This window comes from Pseudomonas sp. B3G-3, assembly GCF_028640915.1.
Lineage (GTDB): Bacteria > Pseudomonadota > Gammaproteobacteria > Pseudomonadales > Pseudomonadaceae > Aquipseudomonas > Aquipseudomonas chlororaphis_I.
Genome location: NZ_JAQZAB010000090.1, coordinates 141,117 through 158,311 on the forward strand (window position 1 = coordinate 141,117; position 17,195 = coordinate 158,311).

The 17,195-nt window shown below is 55.1% G+C and carries 31 protein-coding genes; all 31 read right to left on the reverse strand.

The window, feature by feature from the left end:
• Positions 1–29 precede the first annotated feature (29 nt).
• Entirely contained in the window at positions 30–494 is a 465-nt protein-coding gene (gene bfr / locus PVZ80_RS11035; protein WP_007924173.1) for a bacterioferritin, read from the reverse strand.
• Positions 495–649: 155 nt separating this feature from the next.
• Entirely contained in the window at positions 650–2,098 is a 1,449-nt protein-coding gene (locus tag PVZ80_RS11040) for a catalase (RefSeq protein WP_016702645.1), read from the reverse strand.
• Between the two features lie 171 nt (positions 2,099–2,269).
• Positions 2,270–2,656 (reverse strand): 50S ribosomal protein L17, encoded by a 387-nt coding sequence (rplQ, locus tag PVZ80_RS11045; RefSeq protein WP_007924175.1) that lies wholly within the window; start codon positions 2,654–2,656, stop codon positions 2,270–2,272.
• A 42-nt stretch (positions 2,657–2,698) separates the two neighbouring features.
• Positions 2,699–3,700 (reverse strand): DNA-directed RNA polymerase subunit alpha, encoded by a 1,002-nt coding sequence (locus tag PVZ80_RS11050; RefSeq protein WP_007924176.1) that lies wholly within the window; start codon positions 3,698–3,700, stop codon positions 2,699–2,701.
• Between the two features lie 22 nt (positions 3,701–3,722).
• Entirely contained in the window at positions 3,723–4,343 is a 621-nt protein-coding gene (gene rpsD / locus PVZ80_RS11055) for a 30S ribosomal protein S4 (protein WP_003176404.1), read from the reverse strand.
• Positions 4,344–4,361: 18 nt separating this feature from the next.
• Complete coding sequence (gene rpsK, locus PVZ80_RS11060) at positions 4,362–4,751, reverse strand: 30S ribosomal protein S11 (RefSeq protein WP_007924177.1); 390 nt, start codon at positions 4,749–4,751, stop codon at positions 4,362–4,364.
• 30 nt (positions 4,752–4,781) lie between these two features.
• Complete coding sequence (rpsM, locus tag PVZ80_RS11065) at positions 4,782–5,138, reverse strand: 30S ribosomal protein S13 (RefSeq protein WP_009045849.1); 357 nt, start codon at positions 5,136–5,138, stop codon at positions 4,782–4,784.
• Positions 5,139–5,268: 130 nt separating this feature from the next.
• Complete coding sequence (gene rpmJ, locus PVZ80_RS11070; RefSeq protein WP_002555468.1) at positions 5,269–5,385, reverse strand: 50S ribosomal protein L36; 117 nt, start codon at positions 5,383–5,385, stop codon at positions 5,269–5,271.
• Positions 5,386–5,409: 24 nt separating this feature from the next.
• A complete protein-coding gene (gene secY / locus PVZ80_RS11075) occupies positions 5,410–6,738 on the reverse strand; it encodes a preprotein translocase subunit SecY (RefSeq protein WP_007924182.1) in 1,329 nt (442 codons plus the stop codon).
• On the reverse strand, positions 6,739–7,173 hold the full coding sequence (gene rplO, locus PVZ80_RS11080) for a 50S ribosomal protein L15 (RefSeq protein ID WP_007924183.1): 435 nt from the start codon (positions 7,171–7,173) through the stop codon (positions 6,739–6,741).
• Positions 7,174–7,176: 3 nt separating this feature from the next.
• Entirely contained in the window at positions 7,177–7,353 is a 177-nt protein-coding gene (gene rpmD / locus PVZ80_RS11085) for a 50S ribosomal protein L30 (protein WP_003176408.1), read from the reverse strand.
• Positions 7,354–7,355: 2 nt separating this feature from the next.
• A complete protein-coding gene (gene rpsE, locus PVZ80_RS11090; RefSeq protein ID WP_007924184.1) occupies positions 7,356–7,856 on the reverse strand; it encodes a 30S ribosomal protein S5 in 501 nt (166 codons plus the stop codon).
• Positions 7,857–7,859: 3 nt separating this feature from the next.
• Positions 7,860–8,210 carry a 50S ribosomal protein L18 gene (rplR, locus tag PVZ80_RS11095; RefSeq protein ID WP_003186037.1) on the reverse strand — a complete coding sequence of 117 codons (351 nt, stop codon included), beginning with the start codon at positions 8,208–8,210 and terminating at the stop codon, positions 7,860–7,862.
• Positions 8,211–8,220: 10 nt separating this feature from the next.
• Complete coding sequence (gene rplF / locus PVZ80_RS11100; RefSeq protein WP_007924185.1) at positions 8,221–8,754, reverse strand: 50S ribosomal protein L6; 534 nt, start codon at positions 8,752–8,754, stop codon at positions 8,221–8,223.
• Positions 8,755–8,766: 12 nt separating this feature from the next.
• Entirely contained in the window at positions 8,767–9,159 is a 393-nt protein-coding gene (rpsH, locus tag PVZ80_RS11105) for a 30S ribosomal protein S8 (protein ID WP_003228724.1), read from the reverse strand.
• A gap of 208 nt (positions 9,160–9,367) precedes the next feature.
• The gene (rpsN, locus tag PVZ80_RS11110) at positions 9,368–9,673 is read right to left on the reverse strand and encodes a 30S ribosomal protein S14 (RefSeq protein ID WP_003228726.1); all 306 of its coding nucleotides are present in this window, start codon (positions 9,671–9,673) and stop codon (positions 9,368–9,370) included.
• 13 nt (positions 9,674–9,686) lie between these two features.
• Positions 9,687–10,226: a 50S ribosomal protein L5 gene (gene rplE, locus PVZ80_RS11115; protein ID WP_007924186.1), complete on the reverse strand. Its 540-nt coding sequence runs from the start codon at positions 10,224–10,226 to the stop codon at positions 9,687–9,689.
• A gap of 20 nt (positions 10,227–10,246) precedes the next feature.
• The gene (rplX, locus tag PVZ80_RS11120; protein ID WP_003186046.1) at positions 10,247–10,561 is read right to left on the reverse strand and encodes a 50S ribosomal protein L24; all 315 of its coding nucleotides are present in this window, start codon (positions 10,559–10,561) and stop codon (positions 10,247–10,249) included.
• An 11-nt stretch (positions 10,562–10,572) separates the two neighbouring features.
• Complete coding sequence (gene rplN, locus PVZ80_RS11125) at positions 10,573–10,941, reverse strand: 50S ribosomal protein L14 (protein ID WP_002555479.1); 369 nt, start codon at positions 10,939–10,941, stop codon at positions 10,573–10,575.
• A 23-nt stretch (positions 10,942–10,964) separates the two neighbouring features.
• Positions 10,965–11,231, reverse strand: a complete 267-nt coding sequence (gene rpsQ / locus PVZ80_RS11130) for a 30S ribosomal protein S17 (RefSeq protein WP_003194644.1) — start codon at positions 11,229–11,231, stop codon at positions 10,965–10,967.
• A gap of 2 nt (positions 11,232–11,233) precedes the next feature.
• Positions 11,234–11,425, reverse strand: coding sequence for a 50S ribosomal protein L29 (rpmC, locus tag PVZ80_RS11135; RefSeq protein ID WP_002555481.1), 192 nt, complete (start codon positions 11,423–11,425; stop codon positions 11,234–11,236).
• Positions 11,425–11,838, reverse strand: coding sequence for a 50S ribosomal protein L16 (gene rplP / locus PVZ80_RS11140; RefSeq protein WP_003228729.1), 414 nt, complete (start codon positions 11,836–11,838; stop codon positions 11,425–11,427). The genes rpmC and rplP overlap by 1 nt, the downstream gene beginning before the upstream one ends.
• Positions 11,839–11,850: 12 nt before the next feature.
• Positions 11,851–12,537 carry a 30S ribosomal protein S3 gene (rpsC, locus tag PVZ80_RS11145; RefSeq protein ID WP_007924192.1) on the reverse strand — a complete coding sequence of 229 codons (687 nt, stop codon included), beginning with the start codon at positions 12,535–12,537 and terminating at the stop codon, positions 11,851–11,853.
• A 13-nt stretch (positions 12,538–12,550) separates the two neighbouring features.
• Positions 12,551–12,883 carry a 50S ribosomal protein L22 gene (gene rplV / locus PVZ80_RS11150; protein WP_003103908.1) on the reverse strand — a complete coding sequence of 111 codons (333 nt, stop codon included), beginning with the start codon at positions 12,881–12,883 and terminating at the stop codon, positions 12,551–12,553.
• 13 nt (positions 12,884–12,896) lie between these two features.
• Positions 12,897–13,172, reverse strand: coding sequence for a 30S ribosomal protein S19 (rpsS, locus tag PVZ80_RS11155; RefSeq protein ID WP_002555486.1), 276 nt, complete (start codon positions 13,170–13,172; stop codon positions 12,897–12,899).
• Positions 13,173–13,188: 16 nt separating this feature from the next.
• Complete coding sequence (gene rplB / locus PVZ80_RS11160) at positions 13,189–14,013, reverse strand: 50S ribosomal protein L2 (protein ID WP_007924198.1); 825 nt, start codon at positions 14,011–14,013, stop codon at positions 13,189–13,191.
• Between the two features lie 14 nt (positions 14,014–14,027).
• Positions 14,028–14,327, reverse strand: coding sequence for a 50S ribosomal protein L23 (gene rplW, locus PVZ80_RS11165; protein ID WP_002555488.1), 300 nt, complete (start codon positions 14,325–14,327; stop codon positions 14,028–14,030).
• Positions 14,324–14,926 carry a 50S ribosomal protein L4 gene (rplD, locus tag PVZ80_RS11170; protein ID WP_007924200.1) on the reverse strand — a complete coding sequence of 201 codons (603 nt, stop codon included), beginning with the start codon at positions 14,924–14,926 and terminating at the stop codon, positions 14,324–14,326. Before rplD ends, rplW begins: the two co-directional genes overlap by 4 nt.
• Positions 14,927–14,938: 12 nt before the next feature.
• Positions 14,939–15,574, reverse strand: a complete 636-nt coding sequence (gene rplC, locus PVZ80_RS11175; protein ID WP_007924205.1) for a 50S ribosomal protein L3 — start codon at positions 15,572–15,574, stop codon at positions 14,939–14,941.
• Positions 15,575–15,654: 80 nt separating this feature from the next.
• Positions 15,655–15,966: a 30S ribosomal protein S10 gene (gene rpsJ, locus PVZ80_RS11180; RefSeq protein ID WP_003186070.1), complete on the reverse strand. Its 312-nt coding sequence runs from the start codon at positions 15,964–15,966 to the stop codon at positions 15,655–15,657.
• Positions 15,967–16,106: 140 nt separating this feature from the next.
• Positions 16,107–17,195: elongation factor Tu (gene tuf, locus PVZ80_RS11185; RefSeq protein ID WP_273863630.1), on the reverse strand; the 1,089-nt coding region annotated here is incomplete at its 5' end.

Here is a 17,195-nt window from a genome sequence, read left to right on the forward strand (position 1 = left end):
GCAGTTGCCTGCAGGAAAGGGCTAGCGCATCAGAACTGCGACTGCAGGTAGTTTTCCAGACCGATCGACTTGATCAGACCCAGCTGCTTTTCCAGCCAGTAGGTATGGTCTTCTTCGGTATCGGCCAACTGCACACGCAGGATGTCGCGGCTGACATAGTCCTTGTGCTTCTCGCACAGCTCGATGCCCTTGCACAGTGCTGCGCGGACCTTGTACTCCAGGCGCAGGTCAGCGGCGAACATATCCGGCACGGTGGTGCCGATATCCAGATCGTCAGGGCGCATGCGTGGGGTGCCTTCAAGCATCAGGATGCGGCGCATCAATGCATCGGCGTGTTGAGTCTCTTCTTCCATCTCGTGATTGATGCGCTCGTAGAGCTTGCTGAAGCCCCAGTCCTCGTACATACGCGAATGGATGAAATATTGGTCACGTGCTGCCAGCTCGCCCGTCAGCAACGTGTTGAGGTAATCGATTACGTCCGGGTGACCTTGCATCGCCCTACATCTCCCTGCTTGAAAGTCTGTATTTTGAACCAAGCTGACTTGCAGGTCACTGTAAAAACGCTAACAAAGTGAAGAATTCCGGAGAAAAGTAGCCGAAAAAACGCAAAAACCGCCCAAATGAGGGCGGTTCTGCTTATCGTTTAGACTTAGTTAAGCTGTACACCCAACGCCTTTGCGACACCTTCTCCATAAGCCGGGTCAGCCTTGAAGAAATGTTGCAGCTGACGCTGAACCACATCCGAGCTGACACCCGCCATCGCACCGGCGATGTTGTTGATCAACAGGGCTTGCTGCTGATCGTTCATCAGGCGGAACAGAGCGCCTGCATGGCTGTAGTAGTCGGTGTCTTCGCGGTGATCGTAACGATCCGCCGCACCGCTGAGTGCCAAGGCCGGCTCTGCGTAGCGAGGAGCCTGTTTCGGCGCGTCGGCGTAGCTGTTCGGCTCGTAGTTCGGTGCCGCGCCGCCATTGCTGCCAAAGGCCATGGCGCCGTCACGCTGGTAGCTGTTCACTGGGCTGCGTGGGGCGTTGACCGGCAGTTGCTGGTGGTTGGTGCCAACACGGTAGCGATGAGCGTCGGCGTAAGCGAATACGCGGCCTTGCAGCATGCGATCCGGCGACAGGCCGACACCCGGAACCATGTTGCTAGGACCAAAGGCAGCCTGCTCGACTTCCGCGAAGTAGTTCAGTGGATTGCGGTTCAACTCCAGCTCACCGACTTCGATCAGCGGGAACTCCTTCTGCGACCAGGTCTTGGTCACGTCGAACGGGTTCTCGTAATGAGCGGCAGCCTCAGCCTCGGTCATGATCTGAATGCACACGCTCCATTTCGGGAAGTCGCCGCGCTCGATCGCGTTGAACAGGTCACGCTGGGCGTAATCCGGGTCGGTACCCGCCAGGCGGGCAGCCTCGGCCGGCGCCAGGTTCTTGATGCCTTGCTTGGTCTTGTAGTGCCATTTCACCCAGTGACGCTCGCCTTTGGCGTTGATCAGGCTGTAGGTGTGGCTGCCAAAGCCGTGCATATGACGATAGCCGTCCGGAATCCCGCGATCCGAGAACAGGATGGTGACCTGGTGCAGCGCTTCAGGCGAGTGCGACCAGAAGTCCCACATTGCCTGGCCGCTCTTCAGGTTGCTCTGCGGCAGACGTTTCTGGGTGTGGATAAAGTCGGGAAACTTCAGCGGGTCGCGAATGAAGAACACAGGTGTGTTGTTGCCAACGATGTCCCAGTTACCTTCTTCGGTATAGAACTTCAGGGCAAAGCCGCGTGGGTCACGCTCGGTATCAGCCGAGCCACGTTCGCCACCTACGGTCGAGAAACGCAGGAACGTAGGGGTTTGCTTACCTACGGACTCGAAAAGCTTGGCGCTGGTGTATTCGGTGATGTCGCGGGTCACAGTGAAAGTACCGTAGGCACCCGAACCCTTGGCGTGCACGCGACGCTCAGGAATGTTTTCACGGTTGAAGTGGGCAAGCTTCTCGATCAGATGAAAATCATCGAGCAGCAGCGGGCCGCGAGGGCCAGCAGAACGGGAATTCTGGTTATCGGCGACTGGAGCGCCACTTGCGGTGGTAAGCGTTTTGTTTTGGCTCATGCTCAATCTTCCTCTGTCAGTCTTGGAACTGCCGGCTAATCGGCTGACGAGGAGTATCGACCATCAAGATGACAGCATCAAATGCATTAAATGATTACTATCGATAGTATTTTTCTAATACAACAGACACAAAAAACCGGGCACTAGGCCCGGTTCTTTGTATTTGACGTCTTACTCAGCGGATACAGCTTCACCGCCGACAGCACGATCAACCAACTCGACGTACGCCATAGGCGCGTTGTCGCCAGCGCGGAAACCGCACTTGAGGATGCGCAGGTAGCCACCCTCACGGGTAGCGTAACGCTTGCCCAGGTCGTTGAAGAGCTTACCAACGATAGCTTTCGAACGAGTACGGTCGAAAGCCAGGCGGCGGTTAGCCAGGCTGTCTGTCTTGGCCAAAGTGATCAGCGGCTCAGCAACGCGGCGCAGTTCTTTGGCTTTCGGCAGTGTAGTTTTGATCAGCTCGTGCTCGAACAGCGACACCGCCATGTTTTGGAACATGGCCTTGCGGTGCGAGCTGGTGCGGCTCAGGTGACGACCACTTTTACGATGACGCATGGTTCATTCCTTACCAAACACAACGTTCGGTGATTACGACGATCAGGCAGTCGCCTTGTCGTCCTTCTTAAGACTTGCAGGCGGCCAGTTGTCGAGGCGCATGCCGAGGGACAGACCGCGGGAGGCCAGAACGTCCTTGATTTCGGTCAAGGATTTCTTGCCAAGGTTCGGAGTCTTCAACAGTTCTACTTCGGTACGCTGAATCAGGTCGCCGATGTAGTAAATGTTTTCCGCCTTAAGGCAGTTAGCCGAACGTACAGTCAGTTCCAGATCGTCAACCGGGCGAAGCAGGATCGGATCGATCTCGTCTTCCTGCTCGATTACCACTGGCTCACTGTCACCCTTGAGGTCGACGAACGCAGCCAACTGCTGTTGCAGGATGGTTGCAGCACGACGGATAGCCTCTTCAGGATCCAGGGTACCGTTGGTTTCCAGATCAATAACCAGCTTGTCCAGGTTGGTACGCTGCTCGACACGGGCGTTTTCCACCACGTATGCGATACGGCGAACCGGGCTGAACGAAGAGTCAAGCTGCAAGCGACCGATGCTGCGGCTTTCATCTTCATCGCTCTGACGCGAGTCTGCCGGTTCATAACCACGACCACGAGCTACTACGAGCTTCATGTTCAGGGCGCCGTTAGACGCCAGGTTAGCGATTACGTGATCGGGGTTAACGATCTCGACATCATGATCCAGCTGAATATCGGCAGCGGTAACCACCCCCGAACCCTTCTTCGACAAGGTCAGCGTAACTTCGTCACGGCCGTGCAGCTTGATAGCCAGACCTTTAAGGTTCAACAGGATTTCAATTACGTCTTCCTGTACACCTTCGATGGCGCTGTACTCGTGGAGCACACCGTCAATCTCGGCCTCGACTACTGCACAGCCGGGCATTGAGGACAACAGGATGCGGCGCAGCGCGTTGCCCAGGGTGTGGCCAAAACCACGCTCGAGAGGCTCGAGGGTGATCTTGGCGCGGGTTGGACTGACAACCTGCACATCAATATGGCGGGGTGTCAGGAACTCATTTACCGAAATCTGCATGGATGCACCTATTTTCTAGCCCTTACTTGGAGTAGAGCTCGACAATCAGGCTTTCGTTGATGTCGGCGGACAGATCACTGCGAGCTGGAACGTTCTTGAAAACGCCCGACTTCTTCTCAGTGTCTACTTCTACCCATTCTACGCGGCCACGTTGGGCACACAGATCGAGAGCTTGGACAATGCGAAGTTGGTTTTTTGCTTTCTCGCGAACAGCAACCACGTCACCAGCACGAACCTGGTAGGACGGAACGTTAACGGTCTGACCGTTTACGCTGATCGACTTGTGCGATACCAGCTGACGGGATTCGGCACGAGTCGAACCGAAGCCCATACGGTATACAACGTTGTCCAGACGGCATTCGAGCAGTTGCAGCAGGTTCTCACCGGTTGCACCTTTCTTGCCAGCAGCTTCTTTGTAGTAGCCGCTGAATTGACGCTCGAGAACGCCGTAGATACGACGGACCTTCTGCTTTTCACGCAGTTGGGTGCCGTAGTCGGACTGGCGACCGCGGCGCTGGCCGTGGATACCAGGTGCTGCTTCGATGTTGCACTTGGATTCGATAGCGCGCACGCCGCTCTTCAGGAAGAGATCGGTGCCTTCGCGACGAGCCAGTTTGCATTTTGGACCAATGTAACGAGCCATTCTTTACAATCTCCTGGATTACACGCGGCGCTTCTTCGGCGGACGGCACCCGTTGTGCGGGATTGGCGTCACGTCGGTGATGCTGGCGATCTTGTAGCCACAGCCGTTCAAAGCGCGGACTGCGGATTCACGACCTGGACCTGGGCCCTTGACGTTAACGTCGAGGTTTTTCAGGCCATATTCCAGCGCAGCTTGACCAGCACGCTCAGCAGCTACTTGAGCAGCGAACGGGGTGGACTTGCGGGAACCGCGGAAACCCGAACCACCGGAGGTTGCCCAGGAAAGAGCGTTACCTTGACGGTCGGTGATGGTCACGATGGTGTTGTTGAAAGACGCGTGGATGTGGGCGATGCCATCAACCACTGTCTTTTTAATCTTTTTACGAGGACGAGCAGCAGGTTTTGCCATGACTAAATTCCTGTCGATTCGCTGGTGCGATTACTTGCGGATCGGCTTACGCGGACCTTTGCGAGTACGCGCGTTGGTCTTGGTACGCTGACCGCGTACTGGCAGACCACGACGATGGCGCAGACCGCGGTAGCAGCCCAGATCCATCAAGCGTTTGATTTTCATGTTGATTTCGCGACGCAGGTCACCTTCAGTGGTGAACTTCGCCACTTCGCCACGCAGCTGTTCAATTTGCTCGTCGCTCAGATCCTTGATCTTTGCGGCTGGGTTGACCCCAGTCTCTGCACAGATTTTCTGCGCAGTCGTGCGACCAACACCATAGATGTAGGTCAGCGAGATAACAGTATGCTTGTTATCTGGAATGTTAACGCCTGCAATACGGGCCATTCAGTGGGACTCCAATTGACAGCTACCTACGCCCCGGAAGCCAAGAAATAGGGCGCGAGATAATATCGCTGTAATAACAAATAATCAACCCAGCAGCGCACTAGCTGCTGGGCTTGAAGCACAATCACACTCAGCCTTGGCGCTGTTTGTGACGCGGTTCCGCGCTGCAAATTACTCGAACAACACCTTCGCGGCGAATAATCTTGCAGTTACGGCACAGCTTTTTCACCGATGCACGAACTTTCATCACCAACTCCTCGAACCTTATGGGTCAGCGCAGCATGCCGCTGCCGTAACCCTTCAGGTTGGCTTTCTTCATCAGGGATTCGTACTGGTGCGAAACGAGGTGCGATTGTACTTGCGACATAAAGTCCATAACAACCACGACCACGATCAGCAACGAGGTCCCGCCAAGGTAGAACGGAACGTTTGCTGCAACCACCAGGAACTGGGGCAACAGGCAGACGGCCGTCATATATAGAGCACCGAACATGGTCAAGCGGGTCAGAACGCCATCAATGTAGCGCGCCGACTGCTCACCTGGACGGATGCCCGGAATAAAGGCACCGGACTTCTTCAGGTTTTCCGCTACGTCTTTCGGATTGAACATCAACGCCGTATAGAAGAAGCAGAAGAAAATAATCCCTGCACTAAACAGCAGAATATTCAACGGCTGACCAGGAGCGATCGACTGCGAGATGTCCTGCAACCAGCCCATACCTTCAGACTGACCGAACCAGGCACCCAACGAAGCCGGGAACAGCAAAATGCTGCTCGCGAAAATAGCAGGAATAACGCCTGCCATATTCACTTTCAGCGGCAAGTGGCTAGTCTGCGCAGCAAACACCTTGCGGCCCTGCTGACGCTTGGCATAGTGAACAGCAATACGACGCTGGCCACGCTCAATGAACACCACAAAACCGATAATCGCTACTGCCAGCAAACCGATGGCAACCAGGGCAAAAATGTTGATATCACCCTGACGCGCAGACTCGAAAGACTGCCCGATCGCTCTCGGAAGACCGGCGACGATACCTGCGAAAATCAACATCGAGATACCGTTGCCAACACCACGCTCAGTAATCTGCTCACCCAGCCACATCATGAACATCGCACCAGCCACAAAAGTGGATACCGCGACGAAATGGAAGCCAAAGTCACCAGTGAACGCAACGCCCTGCCCTGCCAGGCCAACGGACATGCCGATGGCCTGAACAAGAGCTAGGACGACAGTGCCGTAGCGGGTGTACTGGCTGATCTTGCGACGGCCAGCTTCACCTTCCTTCTTCAACTGCTCCAGCTGCGGACTGACGGCGGTCATCAGCTGCATGATGATCGATGCCGAGATGTACGGCATGATCCCCAGTGCAAAGATGCTCATCCGCTCCAGCGCGCCGCCGGAAAACATGTTGAACAAGCTAAGAATGGTCCCCTCATTCTGTCGAAACAGGTCTGCGAGTCGGTCAGGGTTGATACCTGGAACCGGGATGTGTGCGCCTATTCGGTAGACGATAATCGCCAAGAACAGAAAACGCAGACGAGCCCAGAGTTCAGACATACCGCCTTTGCCGAGCGCAGAGAGAGCACCTTGCTTAGCCATTTATTCCTCGAACTTGCCGCCAGCTGCTTCGATAGCCGCACGCGCACCTTTGGTGGCTGCGATGCCCTTGATAGTCACAGCGCGAGTAACTTCGCCGGACAGCATGATTTTCACACGCTGTACGTTTTGGTTAATCACGTTGGCATCTTTCAGGGACTGCACGGTGACGATGTCGCCTTCCACTTTAGCCAGCTCGGACAGACGCACTTCTGCGCGGTCCATGGCTTTCAGGGATACGAAACCGAACTTCGGCAGGCGACGATGCAGCGGCTGTTGACCGCCTTCAAAGCCTGGAGCAATGGTGCCACCGGAGCGGGAAGTCTGACCTTTGTGACCACGGCCACCAGTCTTACCCAAACCACTACCGATACCACGGCCCGGACGATGCTTTTCGCGACGGGAACCCGGCGCTGGACTCAGATCATTGAGTTTCATCGATTAACCCTCGACACGCAGCATGTAGTAAGCCTTGTTGATCATCCCGCGGTTCTCGGGAGTATCCTGGACTTCTACAGTGTGACCGATGCGACGCAGACCCAGACCCTTAACGCACAGTTTGTGGTTAGGGATACGGCCGGTCATGCTTTTGATCAGCGTTACTTTAACGGTAGCCATGATCAGATGATCTCCTGGACGCTTTTGCCACGCTTGGCGGCAATGGATTCAGGGGACTGCATTGCTTTCAAACCCTTGAAAGTGGCGTGAACCACGTTTACTGGGTTAGTCGAGCCGTAGCACTTGGCCAGAACGTTCTGAACGCCAGCAACTTCGAGGACAGCACGCATAGCGCCGCCAGCGATGATACCGGTACCTTCAGAAGCAGGCTGCATGTACACCTTCGAAGCGCCGTGAGCGGACTTCATTGCGTACTGCAGAGTGGTGCCGTTCAGATCAACCTGGATCATGTTGCGGCGAGCAGCTTCCATTGCCTTCTGGATCGCAGCAGGCACTTCACGCGACTTGCCACGGCCGAAGCCAACGCGACCTTTACCATCACCAACCACGGTCAACGCGGTGAAAGTGAAGATACGGCCGCCTTTTACGGTTTTGGCTACGCGGTTAACTTGAACCAGCTTCTCGATGTAGCCTTCGTCGCGCTTTTGGTCGTTATTTGACATAACTTAGAACTCCAGCCCAGCTTCACGAGCAGCATCAGCCAGCGCCTTGACGCGGCCGTGGTACTTGAAGCCAGAGCGGTCGAAAGCCACCTGCGAGACGCCAGCGGCTTTTGCACGCGTAGCGACCAGCTGGCCAACCTTAGTGGCCGCGTCGATGTTGCCAGTGGCGCCATCACGCAGTTCTTTATCCAAAGTCGAGGCGCTTGCCAGGACTTTGTTGCCGTCGGCCGAAATGACCTGGGCGTAGATGTGCTGCGAAGAGCGGAACACGCAGAGACGCACGACTTCGAGTTCGTGCATTTTCAGGCGTGCTTTGCGAGCGCGACGCAGTCGAGTAACTTTTTTGTCGGTCATTTGCTATGCCCTACTTCTTCTTGGCTTCTTTACGACGGACGACTTCGTCCGCGTAGCGCACACCTTTACCTTTGTAAGGCTCTGGTGGACGGAAGTCGCGGATCTCAGCGGCCACTTGACCTACCAGCTGCTTGTCGATGCCCTTGATCAGGATATCGGTCTGGCTAGGAGTCTCAGCGGTGATGCCTTCCGGCAGCTCGTAGTCCACTGGATGCGAGAAGCCAAGGGCCAGGTTCAGCACTGTGCCTTTTGCTTGCGCTTTGTAACCAACACCGACCAGCTGGAGCTTGCGCTCGAAGCCTTGGCTTACGCCTTGGACCATGTTGTTTACCAACGCACGAGTGGTACCGGCCATTGCGCGAGTTTGTTGGTCGCCATTGCGAGCAGCGAAACGCAGCTCACCAGCTTCCTGAACAATTTCAACGGACGAGTGTACGTTCAGTTCGAGAGTGCCCTTGGCACCCTTCACCGAAAGCTGTTGGCCGGCGAATTTAACTTCAACACCAGCTGGCAGCTTAACGGGGTTCTTAGCGACGCGAGACATGCTTATCCCCCCTTAGAACACAGTGCAAAGAACTTCGCCGCCGACACCGGCAGCGCGCGCAGCACGATCAGTCATCACACCTTTGTTGGTGGAGACGATAGACACGCCGAGACCGCCACGAACTTTCGGCAGATCTTCAACGGACTTGTACTGACGCAGGCCTGGACGGCTAACGCGCTTCACTTCTTCGATGACCGGACGGCCTTCGAAGTATTTCAGCTCGATGGACAGCAGTGGCTTGGTTTCGCTGCTGATCTGATAACCCGCGATGTAACCTTCGTCCTTCAGGACTTTTGCTACAGCCACCTTCAGCGTGGAAGACGGCATGCTTACGACGGACTTTTCAGCCATCTGGGCATTACGGATTCGAGTTAGCATGTCCGCTAACGGGTCCTGCATACTCATGGGCTAGACGCTCCTGATACAAAAAAAATGAGCCTTGCGGCTACAGCTTGTCGCCGAGAAATTCCGGGCAAAAAACACGGGCTCAGGCGAGCCGGTCATTCTAGACACACCACAGAAATGAATCAAGCCCCAAAAGGGGCTTGATTCATGTTCAAGGTCACCGGTGGTCAGGATCTTGCGACCCCGAACACCGCGACTTTGATAGCTATTACCAGCTGGCTTTAACCAGACCTGGTACGTCACCACGCATTGCAGCTTCACGCAGCTTGTTACGGCCGAGGCCGAACTTGCGGTAAACGCCGTGCGGACGACCAGTCAGGCGGCAGCGGTTACGCATGCGCGAAGCGCTCGCGTCACGTGGCTGCTTCTGCAGAGCTACGGTAGCTTCCCAACGCGCTTCTGGACTTGCGTTCAGATCGACGATGATAGCTTTCAGCGCTGCACGCTTGGTGGCGTACTTGGCAACGGTGAGCTGACGCTTCAGCTCACGGTTTTTCATGCTCTTCTTGGCCATTTTCCTACTCCAATCAGTTGCGGAACGGGAATTTGAAAGCACGCAGCAGAGCGCGGCCTTCATCATCGTTCTTGGCAGTGGTGGTCAGGGTAATGTCCAGACCGCGGAGAGCATCGATCTTGTCGTAGTCGATTTCCGGGAAGATGATCTGCTCTTTCACGCCCATGCTGTAGTTGCCACGACCATCGAAGGACTTGGCATTCAGGCCGCGGAAGTCGCGAACCCGAGGCAGGGAGATCGACAGCAGACGATCCAGGAACTCGTACATACGCTCACGGCGCAGGGTCACTTTGACGCCGATCGGCCAACCTTCACGGACTTTGAAGCCAGCGATGGATTTCCGAGCGTAGGTCACAACGACTTTCTGGCCGGTGATCTTTTCCAGGTCAGCAACAGCGTGCTCGATGACTTTTTTGTCGCCGATCGCTTCGCCCAGACCCATGTTCAGGGTGATTTTGGTAACGCGCGGAACTTCCATCACGTTCGAAAGCTTAAGTTCATCCTTAAGTTTCGGAGCGATTTCCTTCCGGTAAATCTCTTGTAGTCGTGCCATGGTCTTCTACCTAGCAGTGTTCAAGCATCAACCGCTTTTTGGGTCGACTTGAAGACACGAATTTTTTTGCCGTCTTCTACTTTGAAACCAACGCGGTCAGCCTTGTTGGTTTCGCCGTTGAAAATGGCGACGTTGGAAGCGTGCAGTGGCGCTTCTTTCTCGACGATACCGCCCTGTACGCCCGACATCGGGTTAGGCTTGGTATGACGCTTGACCAGGTTCAGACCACCAACAACCAGACGGTTATCAGCGAGAACCTTAAGCACCTTACCGCGCTTACCCTTGTCTTTGCCGGCGATCACGATGATCTCGTCGTCACGACGAATCTTTTGCATGTCGGATCTCCTTACAGCACTTCTGGGGCGAGCGAGACGATCTTCATGAACTTCTCAGTACGAAGTTCACGGGTCACTGGCCCAAAGATACGGGTGCCGATCGGCTCTTGCTTGTTGTTCAACAGAACAGCAGCGTTGCCATCAAAGCGGATGATGGAGCCGTCAGCACGACGGACACCATGGCGAGTGCGGACTACAACAGCAGTCATCACTTGACCTTTCTTCACCTTACCGCGAGGAATTGCTTCCTTGACGGTAACTTTGATGATGTCACCGATACCAGCGTAACGACGATGGGAGCCACCCAGCACCTTGATGCACATAACGCGGCGAGCGCCGCTGTTATCGGCCACATCGAGCATGGATTGAGTCTGAATCATATAATTTCTCCGACCCTTAGCCCTTAGACTTCCACAGCGCGTTCGAGAACATCAACCAGAGCCCAAGACTTGGTCTTGGCCATCGGACGAGTTTCACGAATAGTGACTTTGTCGCCGATGTGGCACTGGTTGGTTTCGTCGTGCGCGTGCAGCTTAGTCGAACGCTTAACGTATTTACCGTAGATAGGGTGCTTAACGCGACGCTCGATCAGAACGGTGATGGTCTTGTCCATCTTGTCGCTGACAACACGGCCAGTCAGCGTACGGACAGTTTTTTCGGCTTCAGCCATGATTACTTACCTGCCTGCTGGTTGAGCACAGTCTTCACGCGAGCGATGTCACGTTTAACTTGCGAGAGCAGATGAGACTGCCCCAACTGGCCAGTTGCCTTCTGCATACGCAGATTGAACTGGTCGCGCAGCAGGCCGAGCAGTTGCTCGTTCAGCTGCTGTGCGGATTTTTCACGAAGTTCATTCGCTTTCATCACATCACCGTCCGTTTAACAAAGGAGGTGGCGAGCGGCAGCTTTGCAGCAGCCAGGGCGAAAGCCTCACGCGCCAGCTCTTCAGAAACACCCTCGATTTCATACAGGACTTTGCCTGGCTGAATCTGGGCAACCCAGTATTCGACGTTACCCTTACCTTTACCCATCCGAACTTCGAGTGGCTTCTTGGAAATAGGCTTGTCCGGGAACACACGGATCCAGATCTTGCCGCCACGTTTTACGTGACGGGTCAGAGCGCGTCGCGCTGACTCGATCTGACGAGCGGTGAGACGACCACGAGCAACAGACTTCAGCGCGAACTCGCCGAAGCTGACTTTGCTACCGCGCAATGCCAGACCACGGTTGTGGCCGGTCATTTGCTTGCGGAACTTCGTACGCTTTGGTTGCAACATTTGGCGTACCCCTTACTTAGCAGCTTTTTTACGAGGCGCTGGTGCTTGTGGCTTCAGCTCTTCTTGGCGACCACCAATTACTTCGCCTTTGAAGATCCAAACCTTCACACCGATCACACCGTAAGTGGTGTGAGCTTCGTAGGTGGCATAGTCGATATCGGCACGCAGGGTGTGCAGTGGCACACGACCTTCGCGATACCATTCAGTACGTGCGATTTCAGCACCGCCGAGACGACCGCTCACTTGGATTTTGATGCCTTTGGCACCAATGCGCATGGCGTTCTGTACTGCGCGCTTCATAGCGCGACGGAACATTACACGACGCTCCAGCTGCTGAGCTACGCTCTGGGCAACCAGCATACCGTCGAGCTCCGGCTTGCGGATCTCTTCGATATTGATGTGCACAGGCACACCCATTTGCTTGGTCAGGTCCTGACGCAGTTTCTCAACATCTTCACCTTTCTTGCCGATCACGATGCCGGGACGAGCGGTGTGGATGGTGATGCGTGCAGTTTGAGCCGGACGATGGATATCGATACGGCTTACGGACGCGCTTTTTAGTTTGTCTTGGAGGTACTCACGCACATTCAGATCTGCGAGCAAATAGTCCGCATAAGTCCGACCGTCTGCGTACCAGACGGAGGTGTGCTCCTTGACGATTCCCAGGCGAATGCCAATGGGATGTACTTTCTGACCCATCTCTTCGACTCCGTTACTTGTCAGCAACCTTGACAGTGATATGGCAAGACCGCTTGACGATGCGATCAGCACGGCCTTTGGCACGTGGCATGATGCGCTTCAGCGAACGCCCTTCGTTGACGAAAACGGTGGAGACCTTCAGGTCATCAACGTCTGCGCCTTCGTTATGCTCGGCGTTGGCTACGGCCGACTCCAGCACTTTCTTCATGATCTCGGCGGCTTTCTTACTGCTGAAAGCCAACAGGTTGAGCGCTTCGCCCACCTTCTTCCCGCGGATCTGGTCGGCGACCAAGCGGGCTTTCTGGGCGGAGATTCGAGCGCCCGACAACTTAGCGGCTACTTCCATCGTTCCTTACCCCTTAACGCTTGGCTTTCTTGTCAGCCACGTGCCCGCGATATGTACGGGTACCGGCGAACTCGCCCAGTTTGTGGCCGACCATGTCTTCGTTCACGAGAACTGGAACATGTTGACGACCGTTATGCACAGCAATGGTCAGACCGACCATTTGTGGCAGGATCATGGAACGGCGCGACCAGGTCTTAACTGGTTTGCGATCGTTCTTTTCCGCCGCCACTTCGATCTTCTTCAGTAGGTGAAGATCAATAAAAGGACCTTTTTTCAGAGAACGTGGCACTGTCGTATCCCTCTATTTACTTGCGACGACGGACGATCATTTTGTCGGTACGCTTATTACCACGAGTCTTCGCGCCCTTAGTCGGGAAGCCCCATGGCGATACCGGATGACGACCACCAGAGGTACGACCTTCACCACCACCATGTGGGTGGTCAACCGGGTTCATGGCAACACCACGAACGGTTGGGCGAACGCCACGCCAGCGTTTGGCACCAGCTTTACCCAGCGAACGCAGGCTGTGCTCGGAGTTCGAGACCTCGCCCAGGGTCGCACGGCATTCAGCCAGGACTTTACGCATCTCACCAGAACGCAGACGCAGGGTCACATAGACACCTTCACGAGCGATCAGCTGAGCCGAAGCACCAGCGGAACGAGCGATTTGCGCGCCTTTACCTGGCTTCAGTTCGATGCCGTGTACGGTGCTACCAACTGGAATGTTACGCAGTTGCAGAGCGTTGCCCGGCTTGATCGGTGCCAGAGCACCTGCGATCAGCTGGTCGCCAGCGCTCACGCCTTTAGGGGCGATGATGTAGCGACGCTCGCCGTCTGCGTACAGCAGCAAAGCGATGTGAGCAGTACGGTTTGGATCGTATTCGATACGCTCGACAGTGGCAGCGATGCCATCTTTGTCGTTGCGACGGAAGTCGACCAGACGATAGTGCTGCTTATGACCACCACCAACGTGACGAGTGGTAATACGGCCATTGTTGTTACGACCACCAGACTTCGATTTCTTCTCGAGCAGCGGTGCGTGAGGAGCGCCTTTATGCAGCTCCTGATTGACCACCTTGACCACAAAACGGCGGCCAGGGGAAGTCGGTTTGCATTTAACGATTGCCATGATGCACCCCTTCCTTACTCAGCACTGCTGCTGAAATCGAGATCTTGGCCTGGCTGAAGGGAGATAACTGCCTTCTTCCAGTCATTACGCTTGCCCAGACCGCGAGCGGTACGCTTGCTCTTACCCAGAACATTCAGGGTAGTAACGCGCTCCACTTTCACGCTGAACAGGCTTTCGACGGCCTTCTTGATTTCCAGCTTGGTTGCATCAGTAGCAACCTTGAAAACGAACTGGCCTTTCTTGTCTGCCAGAACCGTAGCCTTCTCGGAAACGTGCGGGCCAAGCAGAACTTTAAATACGCGTTCCTGGTTCATCCCAGCAGCTCCTCGAATTTCTTCACGGCCGACACAGTGATCAACACTTTGTCGTATGCGATCAGACTAACTGGATCGGAACCTTGCACGTCACGTACATCAACGTGTGGCAGGTTACGAGCAGCCAGGTACAGGTTCTGATCAACAGCGTCAGACACGATCAGAACGTCGGTCAGACTCATGTTGTTCAGTTTGCCCAGCAGATCTTTGGTTTTCGGAGTTTCAACAGCGAAATCCTGAACCACGACCAGACGATCAGTACGCACCAGCTCAGCAAGGATGGAACGCATTGCTGCGCGATACATCTTCTTGTTCAGCTTCTGGGAGTGATCCTGTGGACGAGCTGCGAAAGTGGTACCGCCGCCACGCCAGATTGGGCTACGGATAGTACCGGCACGAGCACGGCCAGTACCTTTCTGACGCCACGGGCGCTTGCCGCCACCGGAAACGTCGGAACGGGTCTTTTGCTGCTTGCTACCTTGACGGCCGCCGGCCATGTAGGCCACGACTGCTTGGTGAACCAGCGTCTCGTTGAATTCGCCGCCAAATGTCAGTTCGGAAACTTCGATCGCTTGAGCGTCATTTACATTTAATTGCATGTCAGCTTCCCCTTAACCGCGAGCCTTGGCCGCCGGACGTACAACCAGGTTGCCGCCAGTAGCGCCAGGAACAGCACCCTTGACCAACAACAGATTGCGTTCAGCGTCGACGCGCACTACTTCCAGGGACTGCACGGTCACGCGCTCAGCGCCCATATGACCGGACATTTTTTTGCCCTTGAATACACGACCAGGAGTCTGGCACTGGCCAATAGAGCCCGGGACGCGGTGGGAAACGGAGTTACCGTGGGTGTTATCTTGACCGCGGAAATTCCAACGCTTGATGGTACCGGCGAAGCCTTTACCTTTCGACTGACCGGTAACATCTACCAGTTGGCCAGCTGCGAAGATTTCTGCATTGATCAGATCGCCAGCTTGGTACTCGCCTTCTTCAAGACGGAATTCCCAAACGCCACGACCGGCAGCAACGTTCGCTTTAGCGAAGTGACCTGCTTGAGCAGCAGTCACGCGCGAAGCACGACGCTCACCTACAGTGACTTGCACTGCACGATAGCCATCGGTTTCTTCAGTTTTGAACTGGGTGACGCGATTCGGCTCGATCTCAATGACCGTGACCGGAATGGAGACACCTTCTTCGGTGAAAATACGGGTCATACCGCATTTACGACCGACTACACCAATAGTCATGTTGTAAACCTCATGAGTGTACGGGGCTTTCACCCGCTATGGCCGCCCATTTCAGAGCGTTACACGACTAAGACCGAGTCTTAGCCGAGGCTGATCTGCACTTCCACACCTGCCGCAAGATCAAGCTTCATAAGTGCATCAACGGTTTTATCCGTTGGCTGGACGATGTCCAGTACGCGCTTATGAGTACGGATCTCGTACTGGTCACGCGCGTCCTTGTTGACGTGCGGGGAGACCAGAACGGTGAACCGCTCTTTACGGGTAGGCAGTGGAATAGGACCACGCACTTGAGCACCAGTACGTTTCGCGGTTTCCACGATTTCCTGGGTGGATTGGTCGATCAGGCGATGGTCGAAAGCCTTCAACCTGATACGGATTTGCTGATTTTGCATTGGATTTCAGACTCCAGGCTGCTATTCCCACCGGGCGCAATACGCCCGTTAAAAGGAGGCGCAATTCTATAGACGGTCCCACAGAGTGTCAACCCAATAAAAAAGCCCCCGCAAGCGGGGGCTTTTTCATGAGTCGTCGATTACTCGATGACTTTAGCTACGACGCCAGCGCCGACGGTACGACCGCCTTCACGGATAGCGAAACGCAGACCATCTTCCATCGCGATGGTTTTGATCAGAGTGACAGTCATCTGGATGTTGTCACCTGGCATTACCATTTCAACGCCTTCTGGCAGCTCGCAGTTACCAGTCACGTCAGTAGTACGGAAGTAGAACTGTGGACGGTAGCCTTTGAAGAACGGAGTATGACGGCCGCCTTCTTCTTTGCTCAGAACGTACACTTCAGCGGCAAACTTGGTGTGCGGCTTAACGGTACCTGGCTTAACCAGAACCTGGCCACGCTCAACGTCGTCACGCTTGGTGCCACGCAGCAGAACGCCGCAGTTCTCGCCAGCACGACCTTCGTCGAGCAGCTTGCGGAACATTTCAACGCCGGTGCAGGTGGTTTTCTGAGTTTCGCGCAGACCAACGATCTCAACTTCTTCCTGGATGCGAACGATACCACGCTCAACACGACCAGTTACCACGGTGCCACGACCGGAGATCGAGAACACGTCTTCGATAGGCATCAGGAACGGCTTGTCGATAGCACGCTCTGGCTCTGGGATGTAGGTATCCAGAGTTTCTACCAGCTTCTTAACAGCGGTAGTGCCCATTTCGTTGTCGTCTTGGCCGTTCAGAGCCATCAGAGCCGAACCGATGATGATTGGAGTGTCATCACCTGGGAAGTCGTAAGTGCTCAGCAGATCGCGCACTTCCATCTCAACCAGCTCCAGCAGCTCAGCGTCGTCAACCATGTCAGCCTTGTTCAGGAAGACAACGATGTACGGAACGCCTACCTGACGGGACAGCAGGATGTGCTCACGAGTTTGTGGCATCGGACCATCGGCAGCCGAGCAAACCAGGATCGCGCCGTCCATCTGGGCAGCACCAGTGATCATGTTTTTGACGTAGTCGGCGTGACCTGGGCAGTCAACGTGCGCGTAGTGACGAATGTTCGAGTCGTACTCTACGTGCGCGGTGTTGATGGTGATACCACGAGCTTTTTCTTCTGGGGCGCTGTCGATCTTGTCGAAGTCAACACGAGCCGAACCGAAAACCTCGGAGCA

Bases quoted from the DNA above. Each gene is read 5' to 3' on its own strand.
- rplR (WP_003186037.1), bottom strand. From the start codon at position 8,210: ATGACCGACAAAAAAGTTACTCGACTGCGTCGCGCTCGCAAAGCACGC.
- rpsC (WP_007924192.1), bottom strand. From the start codon at position 12,537: ATGGGTCAGAAAGTACATCCCATTGGCATTCGCCTGGGAATCGTCAAG.
- rplC (WP_007924205.1), bottom strand. From the start codon at position 15,574: ATGACTATTGGTGTAGTCGGTCGTAAATGCGGTATGACCCGTATTTTC.
- rplO (WP_007924183.1), bottom strand. From the start codon at position 7,173: ATGAAACTCAATGATCTGAGTCCAGCGCCGGGTTCCCGTCGCGAAAAG.
- rpsD (WP_003176404.1), bottom strand. From the start codon at position 4,343: ATGGCTCGTTACATTGGTCCAAAATGCAAACTGGCTCGTCGCGAAGGC.
- rplX (WP_003186046.1), bottom strand. From the start codon at position 10,561: ATGCAAAAGATTCGTCGTGACGACGAGATCATCGTGATCGCCGGCAAA.
- rplN (WP_002555479.1), bottom strand. From the start codon at position 10,941: ATGATTCAGACTCAATCCATGCTCGATGTGGCCGATAACAGCGGCGCT.
- rpmC (WP_002555481.1), bottom strand. From the start codon at position 11,425: ATGAAAGCGAATGAACTTCGTGAAAAATCCGCACAGCAGCTGAACGAG.
- PVZ80_RS11040 (WP_016702645.1), bottom strand. From the start codon at position 2,098: ATGAGCCAAAACAAAACGCTTACCACCGCAAGTGGCGCTCCAGTCGCC.
- rpsE (WP_007924184.1), bottom strand. From the start codon at position 7,856: ATGTCAAATAACGACCAAAAGCGCGACGAAGGCTACATCGAGAAGCTG.
- rplD (WP_007924200.1), bottom strand. From the start codon at position 14,926: ATGCAATTAAATGTAAATGACGCTCAAGCGATCGAAGTTTCCGAACTG.
- rpsN (WP_003228726.1), bottom strand. From the start codon at position 9,673: ATGGCCAAGAAGAGCATGAAAAACCGTGAGCTGAAGCGTCAGCTCACC.
- rplW (WP_002555488.1), bottom strand. From the start codon at position 14,327: ATGAACCAGGAACGCGTATTTAAAGTTCTGCTTGGCCCGCACGTTTCC.
- rplB (WP_007924198.1), bottom strand. From the start codon at position 14,013: ATGGCAATCGTTAAATGCAAACCGACTTCCCCTGGCCGCCGTTTTGTG.
- rplQ (WP_007924175.1), bottom strand. From the start codon at position 2,656: ATGCGTCATCGTAAAAGTGGTCGTCACCTGAGCCGCACCAGCTCGCAC.
- bfr (WP_007924173.1), bottom strand. From the start codon at position 494: ATGCAAGGTCACCCGGACGTAATCGATTACCTCAACACGTTGCTGACG.
- rpsH (WP_003228724.1), bottom strand. From the start codon at position 9,159: ATGAGTATGCAGGACCCGTTAGCGGACATGCTAACTCGAATCCGTAAT.
- rplF (WP_007924185.1), bottom strand. From the start codon at position 8,754: ATGTCTCGCGTCGCTAAGAACCCCGTTAAGCTGCCAGCTGGTGTTGAA.
- rplV (WP_003103908.1), bottom strand. From the start codon at position 12,883: ATGGAAGTAGCCGCTAAGTTGTCGGGCGCTCGAATCTCCGCCCAGAAA.
- rpsJ (WP_003186070.1), bottom strand. From the start codon at position 15,966: ATGCAAAATCAGCAAATCCGTATCAGGTTGAAGGCTTTCGACCATCGC.
- rpsQ (WP_003194644.1), bottom strand. From the start codon at position 11,231: ATGGCTGAAGCCGAAAAAACTGTCCGTACGCTGACTGGCCGTGTTGTC.
- rplE (WP_007924186.1), bottom strand. From the start codon at position 10,226: ATGGCACGACTACAAGAGATTTACCGGAAGGAAATCGCTCCGAAACTT.
- rpsM (WP_009045849.1), bottom strand. From the start codon at position 5,138: ATGGCCCGTATTGCAGGCGTTAACATTCCAGATAACAAGCATACTGTT.
- rplP (WP_003228729.1), bottom strand. From the start codon at position 11,838: ATGTTGCAACCAAAGCGTACGAAGTTCCGCAAGCAAATGACCGGCCAC.
- rpmJ (WP_002555468.1), bottom strand. From the start codon at position 5,385: ATGAAAGTTCGTGCATCGGTGAAAAAGCTGTGCCGTAACTGCAAGATT.
- secY (WP_007924182.1), bottom strand. From the start codon at position 6,738: ATGGCTAAGCAAGGTGCTCTCTCTGCGCTCGGCAAAGGCGGTATGTCT.
- PVZ80_RS11050 (WP_007924176.1), bottom strand. From the start codon at position 3,700: ATGCAGATTTCGGTAAATGAGTTCCTGACACCCCGCCATATTGATGTG.
- rpsK (WP_007924177.1), bottom strand. From the start codon at position 4,751: ATGGCAAAACCTGCTGCTCGTCCTCGTAAAAAGATTAAAAAGACAGTG.
- rpmD (WP_003176408.1), bottom strand. From the start codon at position 7,353: ATGGCTACCGTTAAAGTAACGCTGATCAAAAGCATGACCGGCCGTATC.